This is a genomic window from Rahnella rivi (genome assembly GCF_019049655.1).
Taxonomy (GTDB): Bacteria; Pseudomonadota; Gammaproteobacteria; order Enterobacterales; family Enterobacteriaceae; genus Rahnella; species Rahnella rivi.
Window position 1 is genome coordinate 72,962 of sequence record NZ_JAFMOX010000056.1, and the last position, 17,447, is coordinate 90,408.

At 56.3% G+C, this 17,447-nt stretch carries 13 protein-coding genes; 7 read left to right on the forward strand and 6 right to left on the reverse strand.

The window, feature by feature from the left end:
- Positions 1-211: 211 nt before the first annotated feature.
- On the reverse strand, positions 212-2,938 hold the full coding sequence (malT, locus tag J1779_RS10005) for an HTH-type transcriptional regulator MalT (protein ID WP_056782388.1): 2,727 nt from the start codon (positions 2,936-2,938) through the stop codon (positions 212-214).
- Positions 2,939-3,259: 321 nt separating this feature from the next.
- Here malT and malP point away from each other — a divergent pair, with 321 nt between their 5' ends.
- Both malP and malQ read left to right on the forward strand, forming a co-directional pair.
- Positions 3,260-5,662, forward strand: coding sequence for a maltodextrin phosphorylase (malP, locus tag J1779_RS10010; protein ID WP_217203676.1), 2,403 nt, complete (start codon positions 3,260-3,262; stop codon positions 5,660-5,662).
- Between the two features lie 9 nt (positions 5,663-5,671).
- Complete coding sequence (malQ, locus tag J1779_RS10015; RefSeq protein WP_056782386.1) at positions 5,672-7,759, forward strand: 4-alpha-glucanotransferase; 2,088 nt, start codon at positions 5,672-5,674, stop codon at positions 7,757-7,759.
- Between the two features lie 51 nt (positions 7,760-7,810).
- On the opposite strand, the gene J1779_RS10020 is transcribed toward malQ, so the two are convergent.
- The 5 genes from J1779_RS10020 to malE all read right to left on the reverse strand — a co-directional run bounded on the left by J1779_RS10020 (position 7,811) and on the right by malE (position 12,070).
- Positions 7,811-7,990, reverse strand: a complete 180-nt coding sequence (locus J1779_RS10020) for a hypothetical protein (RefSeq protein ID WP_122096248.1) — start codon at positions 7,988-7,990, stop codon at positions 7,811-7,813.
- A 64-nt stretch (positions 7,991-8,054) separates the two neighbouring features.
- Entirely contained in the window at positions 8,055-8,261 is a 207-nt protein-coding gene (locus J1779_RS10025) for a hypothetical protein (RefSeq protein ID WP_217203677.1), read from the reverse strand.
- 74 nt (positions 8,262-8,335) lie between these two features.
- Positions 8,336-9,226 carry a maltose ABC transporter permease MalG gene (gene malG, locus J1779_RS10030; RefSeq protein ID WP_056782385.1) on the reverse strand — a complete coding sequence of 297 codons (891 nt, stop codon included), beginning with the start codon at positions 9,224-9,226 and terminating at the stop codon, positions 8,336-8,338.
- 13 nt (positions 9,227-9,239) lie between these two features.
- A complete protein-coding gene (malF, locus tag J1779_RS10035; protein ID WP_217203678.1) occupies positions 9,240-10,784 on the reverse strand; it encodes a maltose ABC transporter permease MalF in 1,545 nt (514 codons plus the stop codon).
- Positions 10,785-10,855: 71 nt separating this feature from the next.
- Positions 10,856-12,070: a maltose/maltodextrin ABC transporter substrate-binding protein MalE gene (gene malE / locus J1779_RS10040; protein ID WP_056782383.1), complete on the reverse strand. Its 1,215-nt coding sequence runs from the start codon at positions 12,068-12,070 to the stop codon at positions 10,856-10,858.
- A gap of 366 nt (positions 12,071-12,436) precedes the next feature.
- Between malE and malK the strand changes: the two genes are divergently transcribed.
- From malK to J1779_RS10065, 5 genes are all read left to right on the forward strand, one after another.
- Complete coding sequence (gene malK, locus J1779_RS10045; RefSeq protein ID WP_056782382.1) at positions 12,437-13,546, forward strand: maltose/maltodextrin ABC transporter ATP-binding protein MalK; 1,110 nt, start codon at positions 12,437-12,439, stop codon at positions 13,544-13,546.
- Positions 13,547-13,572: 26 nt separating this feature from the next.
- Positions 13,573-14,871 carry a maltoporin gene (locus J1779_RS10050; RefSeq protein ID WP_162997873.1) on the forward strand — a complete coding sequence of 433 codons (1,299 nt, stop codon included), beginning with the start codon at positions 13,573-13,575 and terminating at the stop codon, positions 14,869-14,871.
- 232 nt (positions 14,872-15,103) lie between these two features.
- Positions 15,104-16,000, forward strand: coding sequence for a maltose operon protein MalM (malM, locus tag J1779_RS10055; protein WP_122096244.1), 897 nt, complete (start codon positions 15,104-15,106; stop codon positions 15,998-16,000).
- A gap of 105 nt (positions 16,001-16,105) precedes the next feature.
- Positions 16,106-16,945, forward strand: a complete 840-nt coding sequence (locus J1779_RS10060) for an AraC family transcriptional regulator (RefSeq protein WP_217203679.1) — start codon at positions 16,106-16,108, stop codon at positions 16,943-16,945.
- Between the two features lie 51 nt (positions 16,946-16,996).
- A complete protein-coding gene (locus J1779_RS10065; protein WP_217203680.1) occupies positions 16,997-17,434 on the forward strand; it encodes a DUF2000 domain-containing protein in 438 nt (145 codons plus the stop codon).
- The last annotated feature ends 13 nt before the right edge of the window (positions 17,435-17,447 follow it).

The following is a 17,447-nucleotide window of genomic DNA, read 5'->3' on the forward strand; positions in this document are numbered from 1 at the left end:
AATCAGCCGCAAAGGCTGTTTAAACAAGGTGGGCAATGGGCTTACTGAAGAAATGAAGAAACACAATAATGTGATGTATGTCACATTATATCATCAGATTTTCGTCATGAGCAGGGGCGATGAGCAAAAATTGCTCGCTAATGCATTTTATGTATAACGCACAGCTGATTCATGGCCGTGCGTTATTAAAGGCGGGAATGAGGTAAAGGAATTACGCGCCGTAGCCCATCACCTGCAACAGATGCTGAGCCTGCTGCACTGCTTCCTGGCGGTGTGCGACGCCGAGTTTTTGATACAGGTTACGGATATGCGTTTTGATGGTGGTGGACGCCACATCCAGCTCGCCGGCGATCTGATCATTGCTGTAACCGGAATAGATCAGCCCCAGTACCTGCCACTCGCGCTGGGTCAGCGGGCTGGTGCGAATGAGTTCCGGCACCTGCGGGTGGGTCAGCAGCTTATTAACGAAGCCTTCGTCGAAATGCGCAAACTTGTGGCGGTGATGCTGGTTAATCTCGCGCAGGATTTGCTGGGCGCGGCGCTGTTCCAGCTCGGGCAGCAAATTAAGCTGAATCAGCTGACGAAGTTGCTGCGCCATCATTTCGCCTTCGATGACGAAGTGGCTGACAAAGCCGGTGCGGTTCGCCAGCCCGAGCGCTTCGATCAGGACTTTCTGCGCGTCGCTTTTGCGCCCGGTATGCCAGTACAGCAGATTACTCAGCAGCAGATTGCGGTTCAGATCGCTGGTCAGACGCAGCTGGCGGGCGTTCTGATTCAGTTCATCCAGCACCACTTCGGCTTCATCAAACTTCTCCAGCAAAATCTGCACGCGGGCAATATTGCGCCACTGCCCCTGCTGGAAATGGTTGTCCGCCATGTCCGGTTTTCTGGCCTGTTGCAGCCATTGTCGCGCGGCGGCTTTATCGCCGATCATCTGCCAGTAAATCACCCGTGGCTTGTCGGTGTTGGTCAGCCAGTCAATATGGTACTGACCGGTTTTAAGCAGGGCCTCGCAGCGCTGTAAATGGTGGTGCGCGTTGTCGAGCTGGCCGCGCGCCAGCGAGCACTTCGCCAGCATCGCCAGACATTGCAACTGCTGCTGCGGCTGGAAATTGGTCAGCACGTTGAGCCCTTCACGGGCGGCCTCTTCGGCATCGTCAAGCCGCGACCACGACCACAATAACTGTGAACGCAGACGCAGCAGGAATTCATGCATCGGTAGCTGTTCGAGATGTTGCTCGCGCACCAGTTCAAACGCGCGATCCTGCATTTCATAGGCCGCCTGCAAATAGCCCTGAGCAATCAGGATTTCACTCTGTTGCAGCAGCGCCCATAACGCGTAGTGATAAGCTTCGTACCGGCGGGCGATCTGTTCAGTTTGCTGCATCAGCGGCAGCGCGCGGGTGAGATCACCTTTGCAGTGCTGAATCTCACCGGTGACTGAGGTGGCGACGATGCGGCTGTAATAGCTTTCATACGGCAGGAAACGCAGGGCATCGGCGGCCAGTTTTTCCGCCTCATCCTGACGGCCATCGTTGATCGCCACCTGCGCGCGCAGGGCGTCGAACTCGGCGGTCATGTCCTGCTCCATCACAATGCTGCGCTGTTGCATTTCACTTTCCGCGCGCACCAGCAGGGTTTCCACTTCGGCATAACGATGCTGACTCTGCGCCAGCCAGGCCTGCAACAGGACCAGCTTGGGATTTTGGATCAGGCGCTCATACGGCAGCGCGTTCAGACACTCTTCCAGCAAGGCCAGTTCGCTTTGATTAAACAGCGCCCAGGCGTGTTGCAGCAGAATATCCCGCAGCATATCGGTGTCTTCGGCTCCCAGCGCGTGATGAATGGCTTCGGCGGGGAAGCCTTGCGCCAGCCAGCCTTCGGCAGCCGCACGATGAATGGCGGGCAGTTCAGCCGCCAGTTCCCACTGGCAGCGCTGACGCAGGAAGGTGGCAAACAAAGGGTGGAAGTTAAACCATTCGCCCGTGTCATCCATGCGATGGATGAATAATCCCTGGCGCTCTAATTCTTCCAGACGCTGCTGGCCGTTGTCTCCGCCGGTCAGACGCACAATCAGCGCGTCATTCATTGAGCGCAGCAGCGAGCAGCGCAGCAGGAAATCACGCGTCGGCGCATCCACGCGATCCAGCACTTCATCCACCAGATACTCGGATAAATGGCTGGCATTCAGCCCGGCAAGTTTACGGGCGGATTGCTGAGTTGACTGCTGGGCAGGCGTGGTGGACTGGCGCGCTGAGAGCGCAATCAGTTGCAGCGCGGTGGCCCAGCCCGCGACGTCATCACACAGACGGCTGCTGTCAGCCTGATCGATCGGATCCCTGAGACGGCAGTCGAAGAATTGTTGTGTTTCGGGGTGGGTAAAGGCCAGATGGGAAGCGTTCAGCTCGAGCAACTGGTCGCGCACGCGCAGATTGGCGATGCCCAGCGGTGGCAGGGTACGCGAGAGCACCACCAGCGACATATTCTCCGGCTGATGGCGCAGGAAAAAGCGCATGCCTTCATGAATGGCATCGTTAGAAATCAGATGGTAGTCGTCGATCACCAGCAACAGCGGGCGGTGCCAGTCGGAAAGCTCCACGAACAGTTGCCCGAACAACGCGGACAAACTGGCGTACTGATGCTTCTGGCTCAAGGCTTCGCTCTTCACGCAATGACCGCCGCAGGCCTGCTGAACGGCGGCGATCAGGTAGCTGGCAAAACGCTCCGGCTGATTGTCGCTTTCATCCAGAGAATACCAGCCCAGATCGCTTTTACCCGCCGCCCAGTGTGCCACCAGCGTCGTTTTCCCATAGCCCGCCGGGCTGGCGACCAGGGTCAGACGATAATTAGGCGCAGTCGAGAGTTTCGTCAGCAGACGATCGCGAACCACAGTATTTTGCTGCCGCACCGGGCGGCTCAGTTTTGACGGGATCAGCATTTTTTTCGATTCTTTTGACGATAATCTGGGGGGCGGCTTAATTATTTCACAGCGTGTAATTAATCACTTTTCCTAAAGTCCTCCTTTGAAACATTGATTGCAAGAATGTTACGTCTTTACATGCCGTTAAGTTGCTCTGCATCACACTTCTTAATACAAATTTTCCGCCGTTCGCCCTGACCCCCTGTCTCCTCCGGCTACGCCCCGTTTCTCCTCCCCGCCTAATCTGTGACGGGATGATGCCGCTCACCGACACAAGCGTCAGCATAGTGATAATCAACATCAGACTTCCCTACAAATTCCCGGATAAAGAGGCATGTGATGCAGGTGACTTTGGATAAAACGCAGTTTTTAGCCGCGCTGAAACGCCAGTGGCAGGGGTTCGGTTTACAACAGGCGCAGGACATGACGCCGCATCAGTGGTGGCAGGCCACCAGTGCCGCGTTATCCGAACAACTCAGTGCGCAGCCGGTGCCCGCAGCGACAAAGCAGCCGCAGCGGCACGTGAACTATATTTCGATGGAATTCCTGATCGGGCGCCTGACCGCGAATAACCTGATCAACCTCGGCTGGTATGACACCGTGCAGCAGGCGCTGAAAGAGCAGGGCGTTGAGCTGGCCGATGTGCTGGAGCAGGAAACCGATCCGGCGCTGGGCAATGGCGGATTAGGCCGTCTGGCGGCCTGTTTCCTCGATTCAATGGCGACCGTCGGGCAACCGGCGACCGGCTACGGCCTGAATTATCAGTACGGGTTATTCCGCCAGTCGTTCAGCGAAGGCAAACAGCAGGAAGCGCCGGACAACTGGCACCGGGAAAGTTATCCGTGGTTCAGCCACAACAGCTCACTGTCGGTTGATGTCGCCTTTGGCGGCAAGCTGACCAAGAACGAAAAGGGCGAAGAACAATGGCATCCGGCGTTTACCCTGCGCGGTGAAGCCTGGGATCTGCCGGTGGTCGGTTACAAAAATGGCGTCACCCAGCCGCTGCGTTTGTGGCAGGCGACTGACGTACATCCGTTTGATCTGACCCTGTTCAACGACGGTGAATTTCTGAAAGCGGAGCAAAAAGGCATTGATGCCGCGAAGCTCACCAAAGTGCTGTATCCGAATGATAACCACGACGCCGGTAAACGCCTGCGCCTGATGCAGCAGTATTTCCAGTGCGCCTGTTCCGTCGCCGACATCCTGCGCCGCCATCATTTCCTGGGACGCAAAATTCAGGATCTGCCGAAATTCGAAGTCATCCAGCTCAACGACACGCACCCGACCATCGCCATCCCTGAGCTGCTACGTATTTTGCTCGATGAACACCAGCTGGACTGGGACGCCGCCTGGGCGATCACCAGCCAGACTTTTGCCTACACCAACCACACGCTGATGCCGGAAGCGCTGGAATGCTGGGATGAAAAACTGGTCCGCAGCCTGCTGCCGCGCCACTTCTCGCTGATCAAAGCCATCAACGCCCGCTTCAAAAAAGTGGTCGAAAAACAGTGGCCGGGCGATAAATCCGTCTGGGAAAAACTGTCTGTTCACCAGAACAAACAAGTGCGCATGGCGAACCTGTGCGTGGTCAGCGGTTTTGCGGTGAACGGCGTGGCGGCGCTGCATTCTGAACTGGTGGTTAAAGACCTGTTCCCGGAATATCACCAGCTGTGGCCGAACAAATTCCACAATGTCACCAACGGCATCACGCCGCGCCGCTGGCTGAAACAGTGTAACCCGGCGCTGTCATCGCTGATTGATGAGACGCTGAAAACCGAGTGGGTGAACGATCTCGATGCCCTGAAAGGGCTGGAAGGTTTCGCCGATGATAAAAAATTCCGCCAGCGTTATCAGGATATTAAACGCCAGAACAAAATCAAACTGGCGGATTACGTGAAGAACGTCATGGGGCTGACGCTCAACCCTGACGCGATTTTCGACGTGCAGATCAAACGCCTGCACGAATACAAACGCCAGCATCTGAACCTGCTGCACATTCTGTCGCTGTACCGCCAGCTGCGCGATAACCCGGAAATGGACATGGTGCCACGTGTGTTCCTGTTCGGCGCGAAAGCGGCACCGGGTTATTACCTGGCGAAAAACATCATTTACGCCATCAATAAAGTGGCGGAAAAAGTGAATAACGATCCGCTGGTGCGTGATCGCATCAAAGTGGTGTTTATCCCGGATTACCGCGTCTCCGTGGCTGAACTGATGATCCCGGCCGCCGATGTTTCCGAGCAAATATCTACTGCCGGGAAAGAAGCCTCCGGCACCGGCAACATGAAGCTGGCGCTGAACGGCGCACTGACCGTCGGTACGCTCGACGGCGCGAACGTCGAGATTGCCGAAGAAGTCGGCGAAGACAATATCTTCATCTTCGGGAATACCGTTGATCAGGTCAAAGCACTGCAGGCAAAAGGCTACGATCCGCTGAAGATCCGCAAGAAAGACAAGCATCTGGATAAGATCCTCAAAGAACTGGAAAACGGCTTCTTCAGCGACGGCGACAAACAGGCGTTCAGCCTGATGCTCGACAGTTTGCTCGGCGGCGGCGATCCTTATCTGGTGCTGGCCGATTTCGCGGATTACTGCGCGGCGCAGCAAAAAATCGATGCCCTGTATCGCGATCAGCAGGAATGGACGCGTAAAACCATTCTCAACACAGCCCGCGTAGGGATGTTCAGTTCCGACCGCTCGATCCGAGATTATCAGCAGCGGATCTGGCAGGCGAAGCGATAAGGAGCCCGCATGGAGAACAAAGCACTGGAGCAGGCCGCCAGGGAGGCGGGAATTTCCTCTGGCTTTATTAACGCGCACGGCAAGCAGCAGGCGATTGCCGCTGAAACCAAGCGCGAGCTGTTATCGGCAATGGGCTGGGTGGCAGAACGCCACCCGGCAGTCACGCCGGTGCCGTTGGTGAAAGTGTTCGTCACCGGCAGCCGTCTGGCGTTGCCGGTGGGGGGCGACGGCGAATACGGCTGGACGCTGCGCCTGGAAAGCGGAGCCACTTCTCACGGGCGCGTGAGCGGAAAAATGACGCTGGCGCTGCCGGGGAAAATTCCCACCGGTTATCACCAGCTGACGCTGACCCAGGACGCACAGCAGTGGGATTGCCGGGTCATTGTTGCGCCGAAACGCTGTTACGAACCGGACGCTTTGCTGGCCGGTAAAAAACTGTGGGGCGCCTGCGTGCAGCTTTATACGCTGCGTTCGGAAAATAACTGGGGTATCGGCGATTTCGGCGATCTTAACGTCTTACTGAAAAACGTCGCTGAACGCGGCGGGGCGTTTGTCGGCCTGAACCCGATCCACGCGCTGTATCCGGCCAATCCGGTGGCGGCCAGCCCGTACAGCCCGTCGTCCCGCCGCTGGCTGAACGTCATTTATATCGACGTCGGCGCAGTGGACGATTTCAGGCTGAGCGACGCCGCGCAGCAGTGGTGGCATCAGCCGCTGACGCAGCAACGTTTGCAGGCCGTTCGCGCCAATGACTGGGTCGATTATGCCGGCGTGATGCCGCTGAAACTGGAAGGTTTACGGCTGGCGTACGCCCATTTTCTTGGCCGGAAAACGCAGGATCCGCAGGTGAAATCCCTGGCGAATTTCGTCAAACAGGGCGGTGAAAGTCTGTACCTTCAGGCGGCGTTTGATGCGCTGTACGAGCATCTGGCGAAAGAAACCGATGTGGCGCTGGGCTGGAACCGCTGGCCGGAGAAATATCACAATGCACGCGGGCCAGCCGTGCGGGCATTTTGCGAGCAACATGCGCAAGATGTGGAGTTTTATCTGTGGCTGCAATGGCTGGCGGAAACCCAGTTCGCCCGTTGTTATCACACCAGCCAGCAGCAGGATATGCCGATGGGGTTGTACCGCGATCTGGCGGTCGGCGTCGTCGAAGGCGGATCCGAAACCTGGGGAGATGGCGAACTCTATTGCCTGAAAGCCTCGGTCGGCGCACCGCCGGATATTCTCGGTCCGCTCGGTCAGAACTGGGATCTGCGCCCGATGGATCCGCACGTGATGGTCAGGCGCGGCTATCAGCCGTTTATCGATCTGCTGCGTTCCAACATGACCAGCTGCGGCGCATTGCGTATCGATCATGTGATGACGTTGCTGCGCCTGTGGTGGATCCCGGCCGGTGAAACGGCGGATAAAGGCGCGTACGTGCAATATCCGGTGGACGATTTGCTGGCGATTTTAGCGCTGGAAAGCCAGCGTCACCGCTGCATGGTGATCGGCGAAGATCTGGGCACGGTACCGGTGGAGATCGTCAGTAAGCTGCGTGAAAGCGGCGTCTATTCCTACAAAGTGCTGTATTTCGAGCGCGATGAGGAAAACAACTTCCGCGCGCCGCAGTCGTATCCGGTGCAGGCGATGGCGACCATCACCACGCATGACCTGCCGACGCTGCGCGGTTACTGGCAAAGCGATGATCTGGCGCTGGGCAAAACCCTGGGTTTGTACCGCGACGACGCAGTTTTAGAAGAGCTGTACGCCGACCGCGCCCGTGCGCGTCAGGGTCTGCTCGACGGGCTGCATCATTACGACTGCATCCCGAAGAAAACCGGGCGTAAAGCCGCGCTGATGGAGATGACCCCGGTGCTTAACCGCGGCCTGCAACGCTACGTCGCCGACAGCGCCTGTGCCCTGCTCGGCCTGCAACCGGAAGACTGGCTGGACATGGACGCACCGGTCAACGTACCCGGCACCAGCGACGAATACCCGAACTGGCGTCGCAAGCTTTCCCACACGCTCGAAGAGATGTTTGCCGATGAGCAGGTGAATAAGCTGATCAAGGACCTCGATAAACGCCGCCGAAAAGTGTCGGTGAGCTGAAGTTGAGAGAAGGATCAAGAAAGCCCCGCAAGGGGCTTTTTTACGTGTGGTCTAACAGGAAGAATGCGTTGCTGTTTCTTCGCCTTGAGCAAGAATGCCCACCAGAATGTCGCAGGGATCGAGGATGGTAAACATCATGTCGCCAACGATGCGCCGTTGCTCTTTATTTCTATGATAATTAGCCACTATTTCAGGGGGTAACGTTTTTAAAATCTCATCAATTGTTCTCATAACTCTTCCTTAAGTGTGATTTTTGAACACTCTACTGTTTTAATAATGCATTTCCTATACCGGTTCAGCTAAGCCCCGCGTCAGGCCACTCAAAATCATGCACTCCACCTCGCTGACCTAAATGGCGTAATTTATTTAACAAGTGCGATTTGTTAACTTTCATATCCCCATGCTCGTCATAAATAAATCCCCAGTACTGGTAAAAAGAAGCCAGCCCCGGAACAGGTCTGCTTATTTTCAGGACTTTTACATCAACGATATCTGCAAACATAAAAAAAAGGCGGCTTATTCAGCCGCCCAAGACACAGGGAATCTTACAAGTGGAACAAGCGCATTAGCCTTACGTTAACCTTTCACCCCGCCTGCCGTTAAGCCGCCGACCAGCCAGCGTTGGGCAATCAGGAACACTGCCGTAATCGGGATGGCGGACAATATGGCTGCCGCCGCGAAATCGCCCCACAGGTAGTTTTGCGGGTTCAGGTATTGCTGCATCCCGACCGCCAGGGTGTAGCTGTTGACGTCACGCAGCAGTAACGACGCCACCGGCACTTCGGTGATGGCCGCGATGAACGACAGAATAAAGACCACTGCCAGAATCGGTACCGACAGCGGCAGCAGCACCAGACGGAAAGCCTGCCACGGGGTGGCGCCGTCCAGCGCGGCGGCTTCTTCCAGCGAGCCGTCGATGGTTTCGAAATAGCCTTTGATGGTCCAGACGTGCAGGGCGATGCCGCCCATGTACGCGAAAATGACGCCGCCGTGGGTGTTCAGGCCGAGGAACGGCACGTACACGCCGAGGCGGTCGAACAGGGCGTATAACGCCACCAGCGACAGCACCGCCGGGAACATCTGGAAGATCAACATTCCTTTGAGCAACGAACTTTTACCGCGGAATTTCATGCGGGCAAAGGCGTAGGCGCAGGTGGTGGAAAGGGCGACGATCCCGATCGCGGTAATCACGGCGATTTTGATCGAGTTCCACAGCCACAGCATTACCGGGAACGGCGGCGGCGTGATGCTGCCGTCGCTGTTAGTGACGGCGATACCGAGCGCCAGTTTCCAGTGATCCCACGACACCTGATCCGGGATCAGGCTGCCGGTGGCGAAGTTACCCGGCCGCAGCGAGATGGCGAACACCATCAGCAGCGGGAACAGGATCAGCGCCAGAAAGCACAGCAGCAAAAGATGCGTCACCAGCAATCTGACTTTCTGCGACTTAGGTTTAACCATGGGCATTGTCTGTTTCTCCTTAGTCGAATTTCATGCGTGAGGCTTTCAGGTTCACGATAGCCAGCGCACCGACCAGCAGGAAGATCAGCGTGGCAATCGCCGCCGCCAGCCCGAAGTCCTGCCCGCCGCCGCCTTCGAAGGCGATGCGATAGGTGTAACTGACCAGCAAATCGGTATGGCCCGCTGGCGTGGTGGTGCCTAGCATGTCCGGTCCGCCGTTGGTCAGTAACTGAATCAGCACGAAGTTATTAAAGTTAAAGGCAAAGCTGGCAATCATCAGCGGCGTCAGCGGTTTGATGAGCAAAGGCAGCGTGATGCGGAAGAAGTTCTGCATCGGCGTCGCGCCGTCCATCGCCGAGGCTTCGTAAAGATCGTCGGGAATGGCTTTCAGCAGGCCCATACACAGGATCATCATGTACGGATAACCGAGCCAGGTGTTGACGATAATGATCATGCTTTTGGCGGTCCACGGGTCGCTGAACCATGCCGGTTTGATGCCAAACAGCGCGCTGAGCATCAGGTTGATCTCACCAAAACTCTGGTTGAATAACCCTTTGAAAATCAGAATTGAGATGAACGCGGGAACGGCGTAAGGCAGGATCAGCAGGATGCGGTACGCCGCTTTGCCTTTCAGCTCTTCCCACTGCACCACGCAGGCCAGCACCATGCCGACAGCCACGGTCAGCACCACGGTCAGCAGGGCAAACACCACGGTCCAGACGAAAATCGACAGGAAGGGTTTCTGGATCCCTTCGTCATGCAATACGCGCAGGAAGTTGCCCCAGCCGATGCCGACGGTAAAGCCGGGGCTGAGTTTTTCTGCCTGCCATTCACCCTGAGCGTTCACTGCCTGATAGAAACCGGTGTCCATGTTCGGACGGTAAATGGTGCCGGTTTGAACGTTGGTCAGTTCTTTCCCATCGTCACCCCGTTTGTACAACGACTGCGTGCCGGAGAACTGGCGCAGGGAACTCATGCGCAGCGTTTCTCCGTCGGGTAATTTCGCCAAAATCTGGCCCAGCGCCAGGCGGTTTTGCGTCACCACCCGCAGCCCGGCTTTTTCAGCGGAAGGGGCGGTCTGCGGCAGCATCTCCAGCGTTTGCGGCGCGGAGGCGTTAAAGGCAAAAGGCGGAGAAACCAGCGTCTCGCTGTTATCTGCCAAAGTCAGTGCCAGCTGCCATTTGTCACCGGCAGGGTAGAGCGCAAAGTTCAGTGCTTTTCCGCCCTGGAATTCACGGCCCATCAGCACCGACTGCGCGCGCTCAAAGGTCAGCTGGTTGGTACTGCTGTAGTTGGTGAAGGCAATCGCGATGGTGCAAACCAGCGGGAACAGCACAAATAACGACATCCCGGCCAGGCCGGGGTAGACGTAGCGCCACGAGTAGGCGCGGCGGTTGCCATAAATATACAGGCCGAGGCTGGAGAGAATCAGCGCCAGAACGGCAAAAAGGGTTTCGCCCTGCGCATACATCAGCACGATCAGATAACCGGATAAGCAGGCGAGCAGGGCGATGACCAGCCACTTGAACGCATTGCCCAACGGTCTTTTTTTGGCTACTGGCATAAGGACAATCCTTGTGGTGGCGGTGCGCAACCCGAAAGCTGCGCACCGTTCATTGAGCTAATGCTTTGGCATTACTTGGTAATGCGTGTTTCTACGTCTTTCAGCGCTTGCGGAACGGTCTGACGGCCATTCACCGCGTTGATGATTGCGCTGCGTTCTGCATACCAGAAGGCGCTCATCTGCGGGATGTTCGGCATGATTTCGCCGTTCTGCGAGTTAGCCATGGTGGCGGCAATGCGCGGGTCTTTTTCCAGCTGTTCCTGATAAGACTTCAGCGCCACGGCACCCAGTGGTTTGTCCTTGTTCACCACCGCCAGACCTTCGTCGGTGATCAGGTAGTTTTCCAGGAACTCTTTCGCCAGTTCTTTGTTCGGACTGGCGGCGTTGATACCGGCCGTCAGCACGCCGACGAACGGTTTAGACGGCTTGCCGTGGAAGGTTGGCAAGAGCGTCACGCCGTAGTTGATTTTGCTCTTGTCGAGGTTTGACCACGCCCACGGGCCGTCGATGGTCATCGCGGTCTGGCCTTTGTTGAAGGCAGCTTCGGCGATGGAATAATCGGTATCGGCGTTGATGTGTTTGTTTTTCACCAGATCGATGATGAATTGCAGGCCAGCCTGCGAACCTGCGTTATTCACGCCGGTATCTTTAATGTTGTATTTGCCGTTTTCATACTTGAACGCATAACCGCCGTCAGCCGCGATAATTGGCCAGGTAAAGTACGGCTCCTGCAGGTTCCACATGATGGCGCTCTTGCCTTTGGCGCGCAGCTCTTTGTCCAGCGCCGGGATCTCTTCCCAGGTTTTTGGCGCTTCTTTAATGATGTCTTTGTTGTAAATCAGTGACAGCGCTTCCACCGCGACCGGGTAGCCGATCAGCTTGCCGTTGAAGGTAACAGCATCCCAGGTGAACGGGAACAGTTTGTCTTTGAAGGTTTGGTCCGGGCTGATTTCAGCCAGCAGGCCGGACTGTGCGTAGCCGCCAAAACGGTCATGCGCCCAGAAGATGATGTCAGGGCCGCCGCCGGTCGCCGCGACTTGCGGGTATTTCTCTTCCAGCTTGTCCGGATGTTCTACCGTGACCTTAATGCCGGTGTCTTTTTCGAATTTCTTACCGACTTCCGCCAGGCCGTTATAGCCCTTGTCACCGTTGATCCAGATGACCAGCTTCCCTTCTTCTATTTTAGCGAAGGCGGAAGATGACAGCACCAGCGTAGCCAGCGCCGAGAGTGCCAGTGTGTGTTTCACGACTTTCTTGATGAAAGGAGCCTTAATGCTGAGGGTCATAATCCAATCCTTTTGTAGTCGGTTTTTTTAACGTCTTAGACGGAAAATTCAGGGTACGCCGCCAGTGTGGATTCAACCCGGCAGCGCTTCATCATCCCCCCGTCTACGCCCCCGGCTCTCAGAATGTGATCCCGCCGACACTCTCAGGCGTTATGTGGTTCATCACTCAAAAATATGCTTCGTTTTTTGCCATTCAGATCACGAATTTGATTTTTGCTGTGAACTTTCATCCGGTTGCGCGAAAGCGTCATCCTCCCTGCTCCTCCCCCATGAAAAACTTTGTTACGGATGATTACGCTTAGCCGCTATTCCTTCACTCTTCGTTGCATTGAGTTTCATCGCTGGCAGCAAGTACAGGAGTTCAGGATGGCGAGCGTTTCCCTTAACAGCGTGTACAAAGCCTTTGGCGACACCGTGATTTCCAGCGACATCAATCTGGAAATAGAAGAAGGCGAGTTTGTGGTGTTTGTCGGGCCGTCCGGCTGTGGCAAATCAACCCTCCTGCGCATGATTGCCGGTCTGGAAGACATTACGTCCGGCGAACTGAAGATTGGCGATAAACGCATGAACGAAGTGCCCCCTGCCGAACGCGGCATTGGCATGGTGTTTCAGTCTTATGCGCTTTATCCGCATCTGTCGGTGGCAGAAAACATGTCTTTCGGCCTGAAGCTGGCCGGGACGAAAAAAGCAGAGATCACTCAGCGGGTGAATCAGGTGTCCGAAGTGTTGCAGCTGGCGCACCTGCTTGACCGGCGTCCTAAAGCCCTTTCCGGCGGACAACGTCAGCGCGTGGCGATTGGCCGTACGCTGGTGGCTGAACCGACCGTATTCCTGCTCGATGAGCCACTTTCCAACTTAGATGCCGCGCTGCGTGTGCAAATGCGTATTGAGATTTCACGCCTGCATAAGCGCCTGAAACGCACCATGATTTACGTGACTCACGATCAGGTCGAAGCGATGACGCTCGCCGATAAAATCGTGGTGCTCGACGCCGGACATATCGCGCAGGTCGGTAAACCGCTCGAGCTGTATCACTATCCTGCCAACCGTTTTGTCGCCGGTTTTATCGGCTCCCCAAAAATGAATTTCCTGCCGGTGAAAGTCACCGGTACTGAGCCTGCGCGCGTGCAGGTCGAGTTGCCAAACCGCCAGCAAGTCTGGCTGCCCGTCGAAGGCACCGACGTGAAAGTCGGCAGCAATCTGTCACTGGGTATCCGTCCTGAACATCTTCTGCCAAGCGACGTCGCTGAAGTGACGCTTTCCGGCGAAGTGCAGGTCGTCGAGCAACTGGGTAACGAAACACAGATCCACATCCAAATTCCGGCAATTCGTCAGAACCTGGTGTACCGCCAGAACGACGTGGTGCTGGTAGAAGAAGGTGCAACATTCGCCATCGGTTTGCCGCCACACCGCTGCCATCTGTTCCGCGAAGACGGAACAGCCTGTCGCCGGTTACACCCCGAACCTGGTGTTTGAAAGCACGCGATCCCCTACAGGAGAAAATGATGATCACAATGCGTAGTTCTTCCCTGGCGCTGGCAGTGGCTGCTGGCATCCTTTCTACACAAGCAATGGCGGTTGATTTCACCGGTTATGCCCGTTCGGGTATTGGCTGGACCGGCAGCGGTGGCGAGCAGCAATGTTTTAAAGCGACAGGCGCAGACAGCAAATATCGTCTCGGTAACGAATGTGAGACGTACGCAGAGTTAAAACTCGGCCAGGAAGTCTGGAAAGAAGGGGATAAGAGCTTCTACTTCGACACCAACGTGGCGTATTCCGTATCACAGCAGAACGACTGGGAGTCAACCGATCCGGCTTTCCGCGAAGCCAACGTGAAGGGTAAGAACCTGATCGAATGGCTGCCGGGTTCCACCATCTGGGCCGGTAAGCGTTTCTACCAACGTCATGACGTTCACATGATCGACTTCTACTACTGGGATATTTCAGGTCCTGGTGCGGGTCTGGAAGATGTGGATCTGGGCTTCGGTAAACTGTCTCTGGCAGCCACCCGTAACACCGAAAGCGGCGGCTCCTACGGCTATATCGCCGATCAGCGCAACGAAGTGCCAACGTCCAACGACGTGTTCGACGTTCGTCTGGCAGGCCTGCAAACTAACCCAGGCGGCGTGCTGGAGTTAGGTGTGGATTACGGTCGTGCCAATGCGCGTGACGGTTATTCCTTTGCTGACAATGCCACCAAAGACGGCTTCCTGGTGACTGCGGAACACACGCAGAGCATCTATAACGGCTACAACAAATTCGTCCTGCAATACGCCTCTGATTCCATGACTGATCCGGGCCAGGGCGCAGCGAACGGCCACTCTAACGGTGCGGCCATCGACAACAACGGCAGCATGATCCGCGTTCTCGACCACGGTGCTATCGACTTCAACGACACCTGGAGCCTGATGTATGTGGCGATGTATCAGGACGTTGACCGCGATAACAACAACGGCACCACCTGGTATACCGTCGGTGTTCGTCCGATGTACAAATGGACCCCGATCATGAGCACCTTGCTGGAAGTCGGTTACGACAACGTGAAGTCTCAGCGTACCAGCGATCGCAACGGTCAGTACAAAGTCACCCTCGCGCAACAGTGGCAGGCTGGCGACAGCATCTGGTCACGTCCGGCCATCCGTGTGTTTGCAACCTATGCAAACTGGGATGAAAAATGGGGCTACGACACCGACAGCGGTTCAAACAATGGCTTAGCCATGAACGACACCAGCACCCGTACCTTCAGCCGTGGTAATGACGATGAAGTGACATTCGGCGCCCAGATGGAAATCTGGTGGTAATTTTTTCCTTCCTCCTTCGCGCTGCCGATGCGTTGGCTGCGCGTCCTCGCCCCGGTCACGTAGTGGTCTACGCTCCCGGGGACTTGGACGCTTGCCGCCTTCCGGCAACCCGAAAGAGTTTGGAAAAATGGCAATGTAAGCTTTAAAAAAAATCGCAGTAAAGAAGATGTGCTGGCTGGCGGATTATCGCTGATGACCGCCAGCCTTCATGGTGATTTCAAAGGAAACAATAATGAAAAAGAATCTGCTGTCACTGTGTCTGTCGCTGAGCCTGCTGGCTGCTGCCCCTGCGGTGGTGAATGCCGCGCAGAATGATGCGAATACCGCTCCGGCGATTTCCAGCCAGACCTTACGCAACCTTTCATGGACGCCGCTGGTGCCGCCAGTGACGCAGGATGTGACGCTCGGGACGACCAGCGTACAGATTAATCAGGGGCAAATTCAGGGCGCCGTCGGGGCATTCGCATTGCCTGCCGACCGTGGCTCGCTGGAGATCACGCTGACCAGTATCGCGACAGGTAAAACCCTGTATGCGCCAAATGTTCTGGTGCTGGATGAGCAGATGCGTCCGGCGGCCTTTTATCCTTCCAGCTATTTCCCGTATCAGAAACCGGGGATCGTCTCCAGCGACCGTCTGGAAGGCACGCTGAAACTGACGCCAGCCCTGGGTCAGAAACAAATTTATCTGCTGGTGTACACCACCCGTCAGGATCTGGCAGCGACCACGCAGATGGTCAACCCGGCCAAAGCCTTTGCCGCTGGCGTGGGTAACGCGGTACCGGATATCCCGGATCCGATTGCCCGTCATACACCGACCGGTACGCTGAGCCTGAAAGTTACCGCCGAGCAGAAAACCGGTAACGTGATGATTGGTCAGATCTTCCCGTCTTCCGCCCCTGCGGCGGCCGCGCCGGTGGTTGTCGGGAGCACACAAGCTCCGGCACCTGCGCCAGCCCCGGCCAAACCGTCGGAGCCAATGCTCAGCGATTCAGAAACCTACTTCAACGACGCGATCAGGAAAGCGGTGAAAGCAGGGGACGTCGATAAAGCCCTGAAACTGCTCGATGAAGCCGAACGCCTGGGTTCAAAAACCGCCCGTAAAACCTTTATTGAAAGCGTGAAGCACTGAGTTTTTCAGCGCCTCCCCCTGTGAAAGGAGAGGCGCTACATCTCTCCCTTTCTCTTTCCCCCACCTGTTTGTTACCCTGTTGTTAATTCAATCAGCGGGGGATTTATGGCGTCTGCAAACTGGGTCGATTTATCGAAAGATAAAGACAGCGGGATCGAGACGATCCACGCCCATTTCGAAGGCCATGCGTACGATCCTCACTGGCATGACAGCTATTTAGTCGGCGTGACCCAATACGGATTGCAGCAGTTCAGCTGCCGTCGTCAGAAACATCAGAGCCTGCCGGGGAAAGTCTTTATGCTCGAGCCGGGCGAAATCCACGATGGCGATGCCGTGCAGCCCGACGGTTTTACTTATCAGATGTTATATCTCGATCCGCAATGGCTGAGCCGCGAACTGGCAGCACGACGCGATTTCCTTTCATCTGCCGGTGATCCGAGTTTTGAAAATACCTTAGCGCAGGATCCGCAGCTGGCGCAGGCGATCTCGCTGGCGTTTCAGGCGTTGCACGGCAAGGAACTGCGCATTGTGCGTCAGACCGCGCTCGACGGATTAATTAGCGCGCTGGGCGGGCATCTCACCTGGCAGCCGCCGCGTTTGCAGGGCGAAGCGCCGTGGTCACGCGTGGCGCATCAGGCGCGCGATTATCTGCATGCGCATCTGCATGAAGACATTGGCCTTGAGCAACTGGCGGCGGCGACCGGTGAAAGCCGTTTTGTGGTCAGCCGTGCGTTTAAAGCTGAATTCGGTTTACCGCCGCACGCCTATCTTATTCAGCTGAAACTGACCCGCGCGCGGGAAGGGCTGGCGCTCGGGCGTACGCCAGCAGCCGTCGCAGCCGATTTAGGGTTTGCCGATCAAAGTCATCTCGGGCGCTGGTTCCGCCGCGCCTATCAGCTCACGCCGGCACATTACCGGCGTCTGTGCACAAATCTTCCAGATTGAGAAAAAGTGACGGGTTAAGCTCAGATTTCAACTGAAACGGAGCCTGTCATAATGAATACGCCTGCCACCCTTTTACCTTCGCTGCCTGAACGCTGCGTGATTGTCATCAACCAGCAACTGGCCGCCGGACACGCCGCCAATGCCGCAGCAGTACTGGCGCTGACGCTCGGACAACGCCATCCGTCGCTGGTGGGCGCGCCGCTGATTGATGCCGATAACCGCGAGCATCCGGGTCTGATCCCGATCGGTATCAGCGTGTTAGTGGCCGATGCTGAACAACTGACTCAACTGCATCAGCATCTGCTCAATGACGATGAAATGGACGGCATTATTTTCCCGGTCGAAGGGCAGCAAACCACCGACTACGCAGCCTTTCGTGAGGCGGTTTCAGTGGTGCCGACAGAAAGCCTGCAACTGCTGGGGATCGCGCTGGCCGGAAATAAAAAAGGGGTCCGCAAGCTGACCGGCAAACTGGGATTACTGGGCTGATGCCTGTCATTTA

Coding starts and splice junctions, on each gene's coding strand:
- malT (WP_056782388.1), bottom strand. CDS start 2,938: ATGCTGATCCCGTCAAAACTGAGCCGCCCGGTGCGGCAGCAAAATACT.
- malP (WP_217203676.1), top strand. CDS start 3,260: ATGCAGGTGACTTTGGATAAAACGCAGTTTTTAGCCGCGCTGAAACGC.
- malQ (WP_056782386.1), top strand. CDS start 5,672: ATGGAGAACAAAGCACTGGAGCAGGCCGCCAGGGAGGCGGGAATTTCC.
- J1779_RS10020 (WP_122096248.1), bottom strand. CDS start 7,990: ATGAGAACAATTGATGAGATTTTAAAAACGTTACCCCCTGAAATAGTG.
- J1779_RS10025 (WP_217203677.1), bottom strand. CDS start 8,261: ATGTTTGCAGATATCGTTGATGTAAAAGTCCTGAAAATAAGCAGACCT.
- malG (WP_056782385.1), bottom strand. CDS start 9,226: ATGCCCATGGTTAAACCTAAGTCGCAGAAAGTCAGATTGCTGGTGACG.
- malF (WP_217203678.1), bottom strand. CDS start 10,784: ATGCCAGTAGCCAAAAAAAGACCGTTGGGCAATGCGTTCAAGTGGCTG.
- malE (WP_056782383.1), bottom strand. CDS start 12,070: ATGACCCTCAGCATTAAGGCTCCTTTCATCAAGAAAGTCGTGAAACAC.
- malK (WP_056782382.1), top strand. CDS start 12,437: ATGGCGAGCGTTTCCCTTAACAGCGTGTACAAAGCCTTTGGCGACACC.
- J1779_RS10050 (WP_162997873.1), top strand. CDS start 13,573: ATGATGATCACAATGCGTAGTTCTTCCCTGGCGCTGGCAGTGGCTGCT.
- malM (WP_122096244.1), top strand. CDS start 15,104: ATGAAAAAGAATCTGCTGTCACTGTGTCTGTCGCTGAGCCTGCTGGCT.
- J1779_RS10060 (WP_217203679.1), top strand. CDS start 16,106: ATGGCGTCTGCAAACTGGGTCGATTTATCGAAAGATAAAGACAGCGGG.
- J1779_RS10065 (WP_217203680.1), top strand. CDS start 16,997: ATGAATACGCCTGCCACCCTTTTACCTTCGCTGCCTGAACGCTGCGTG.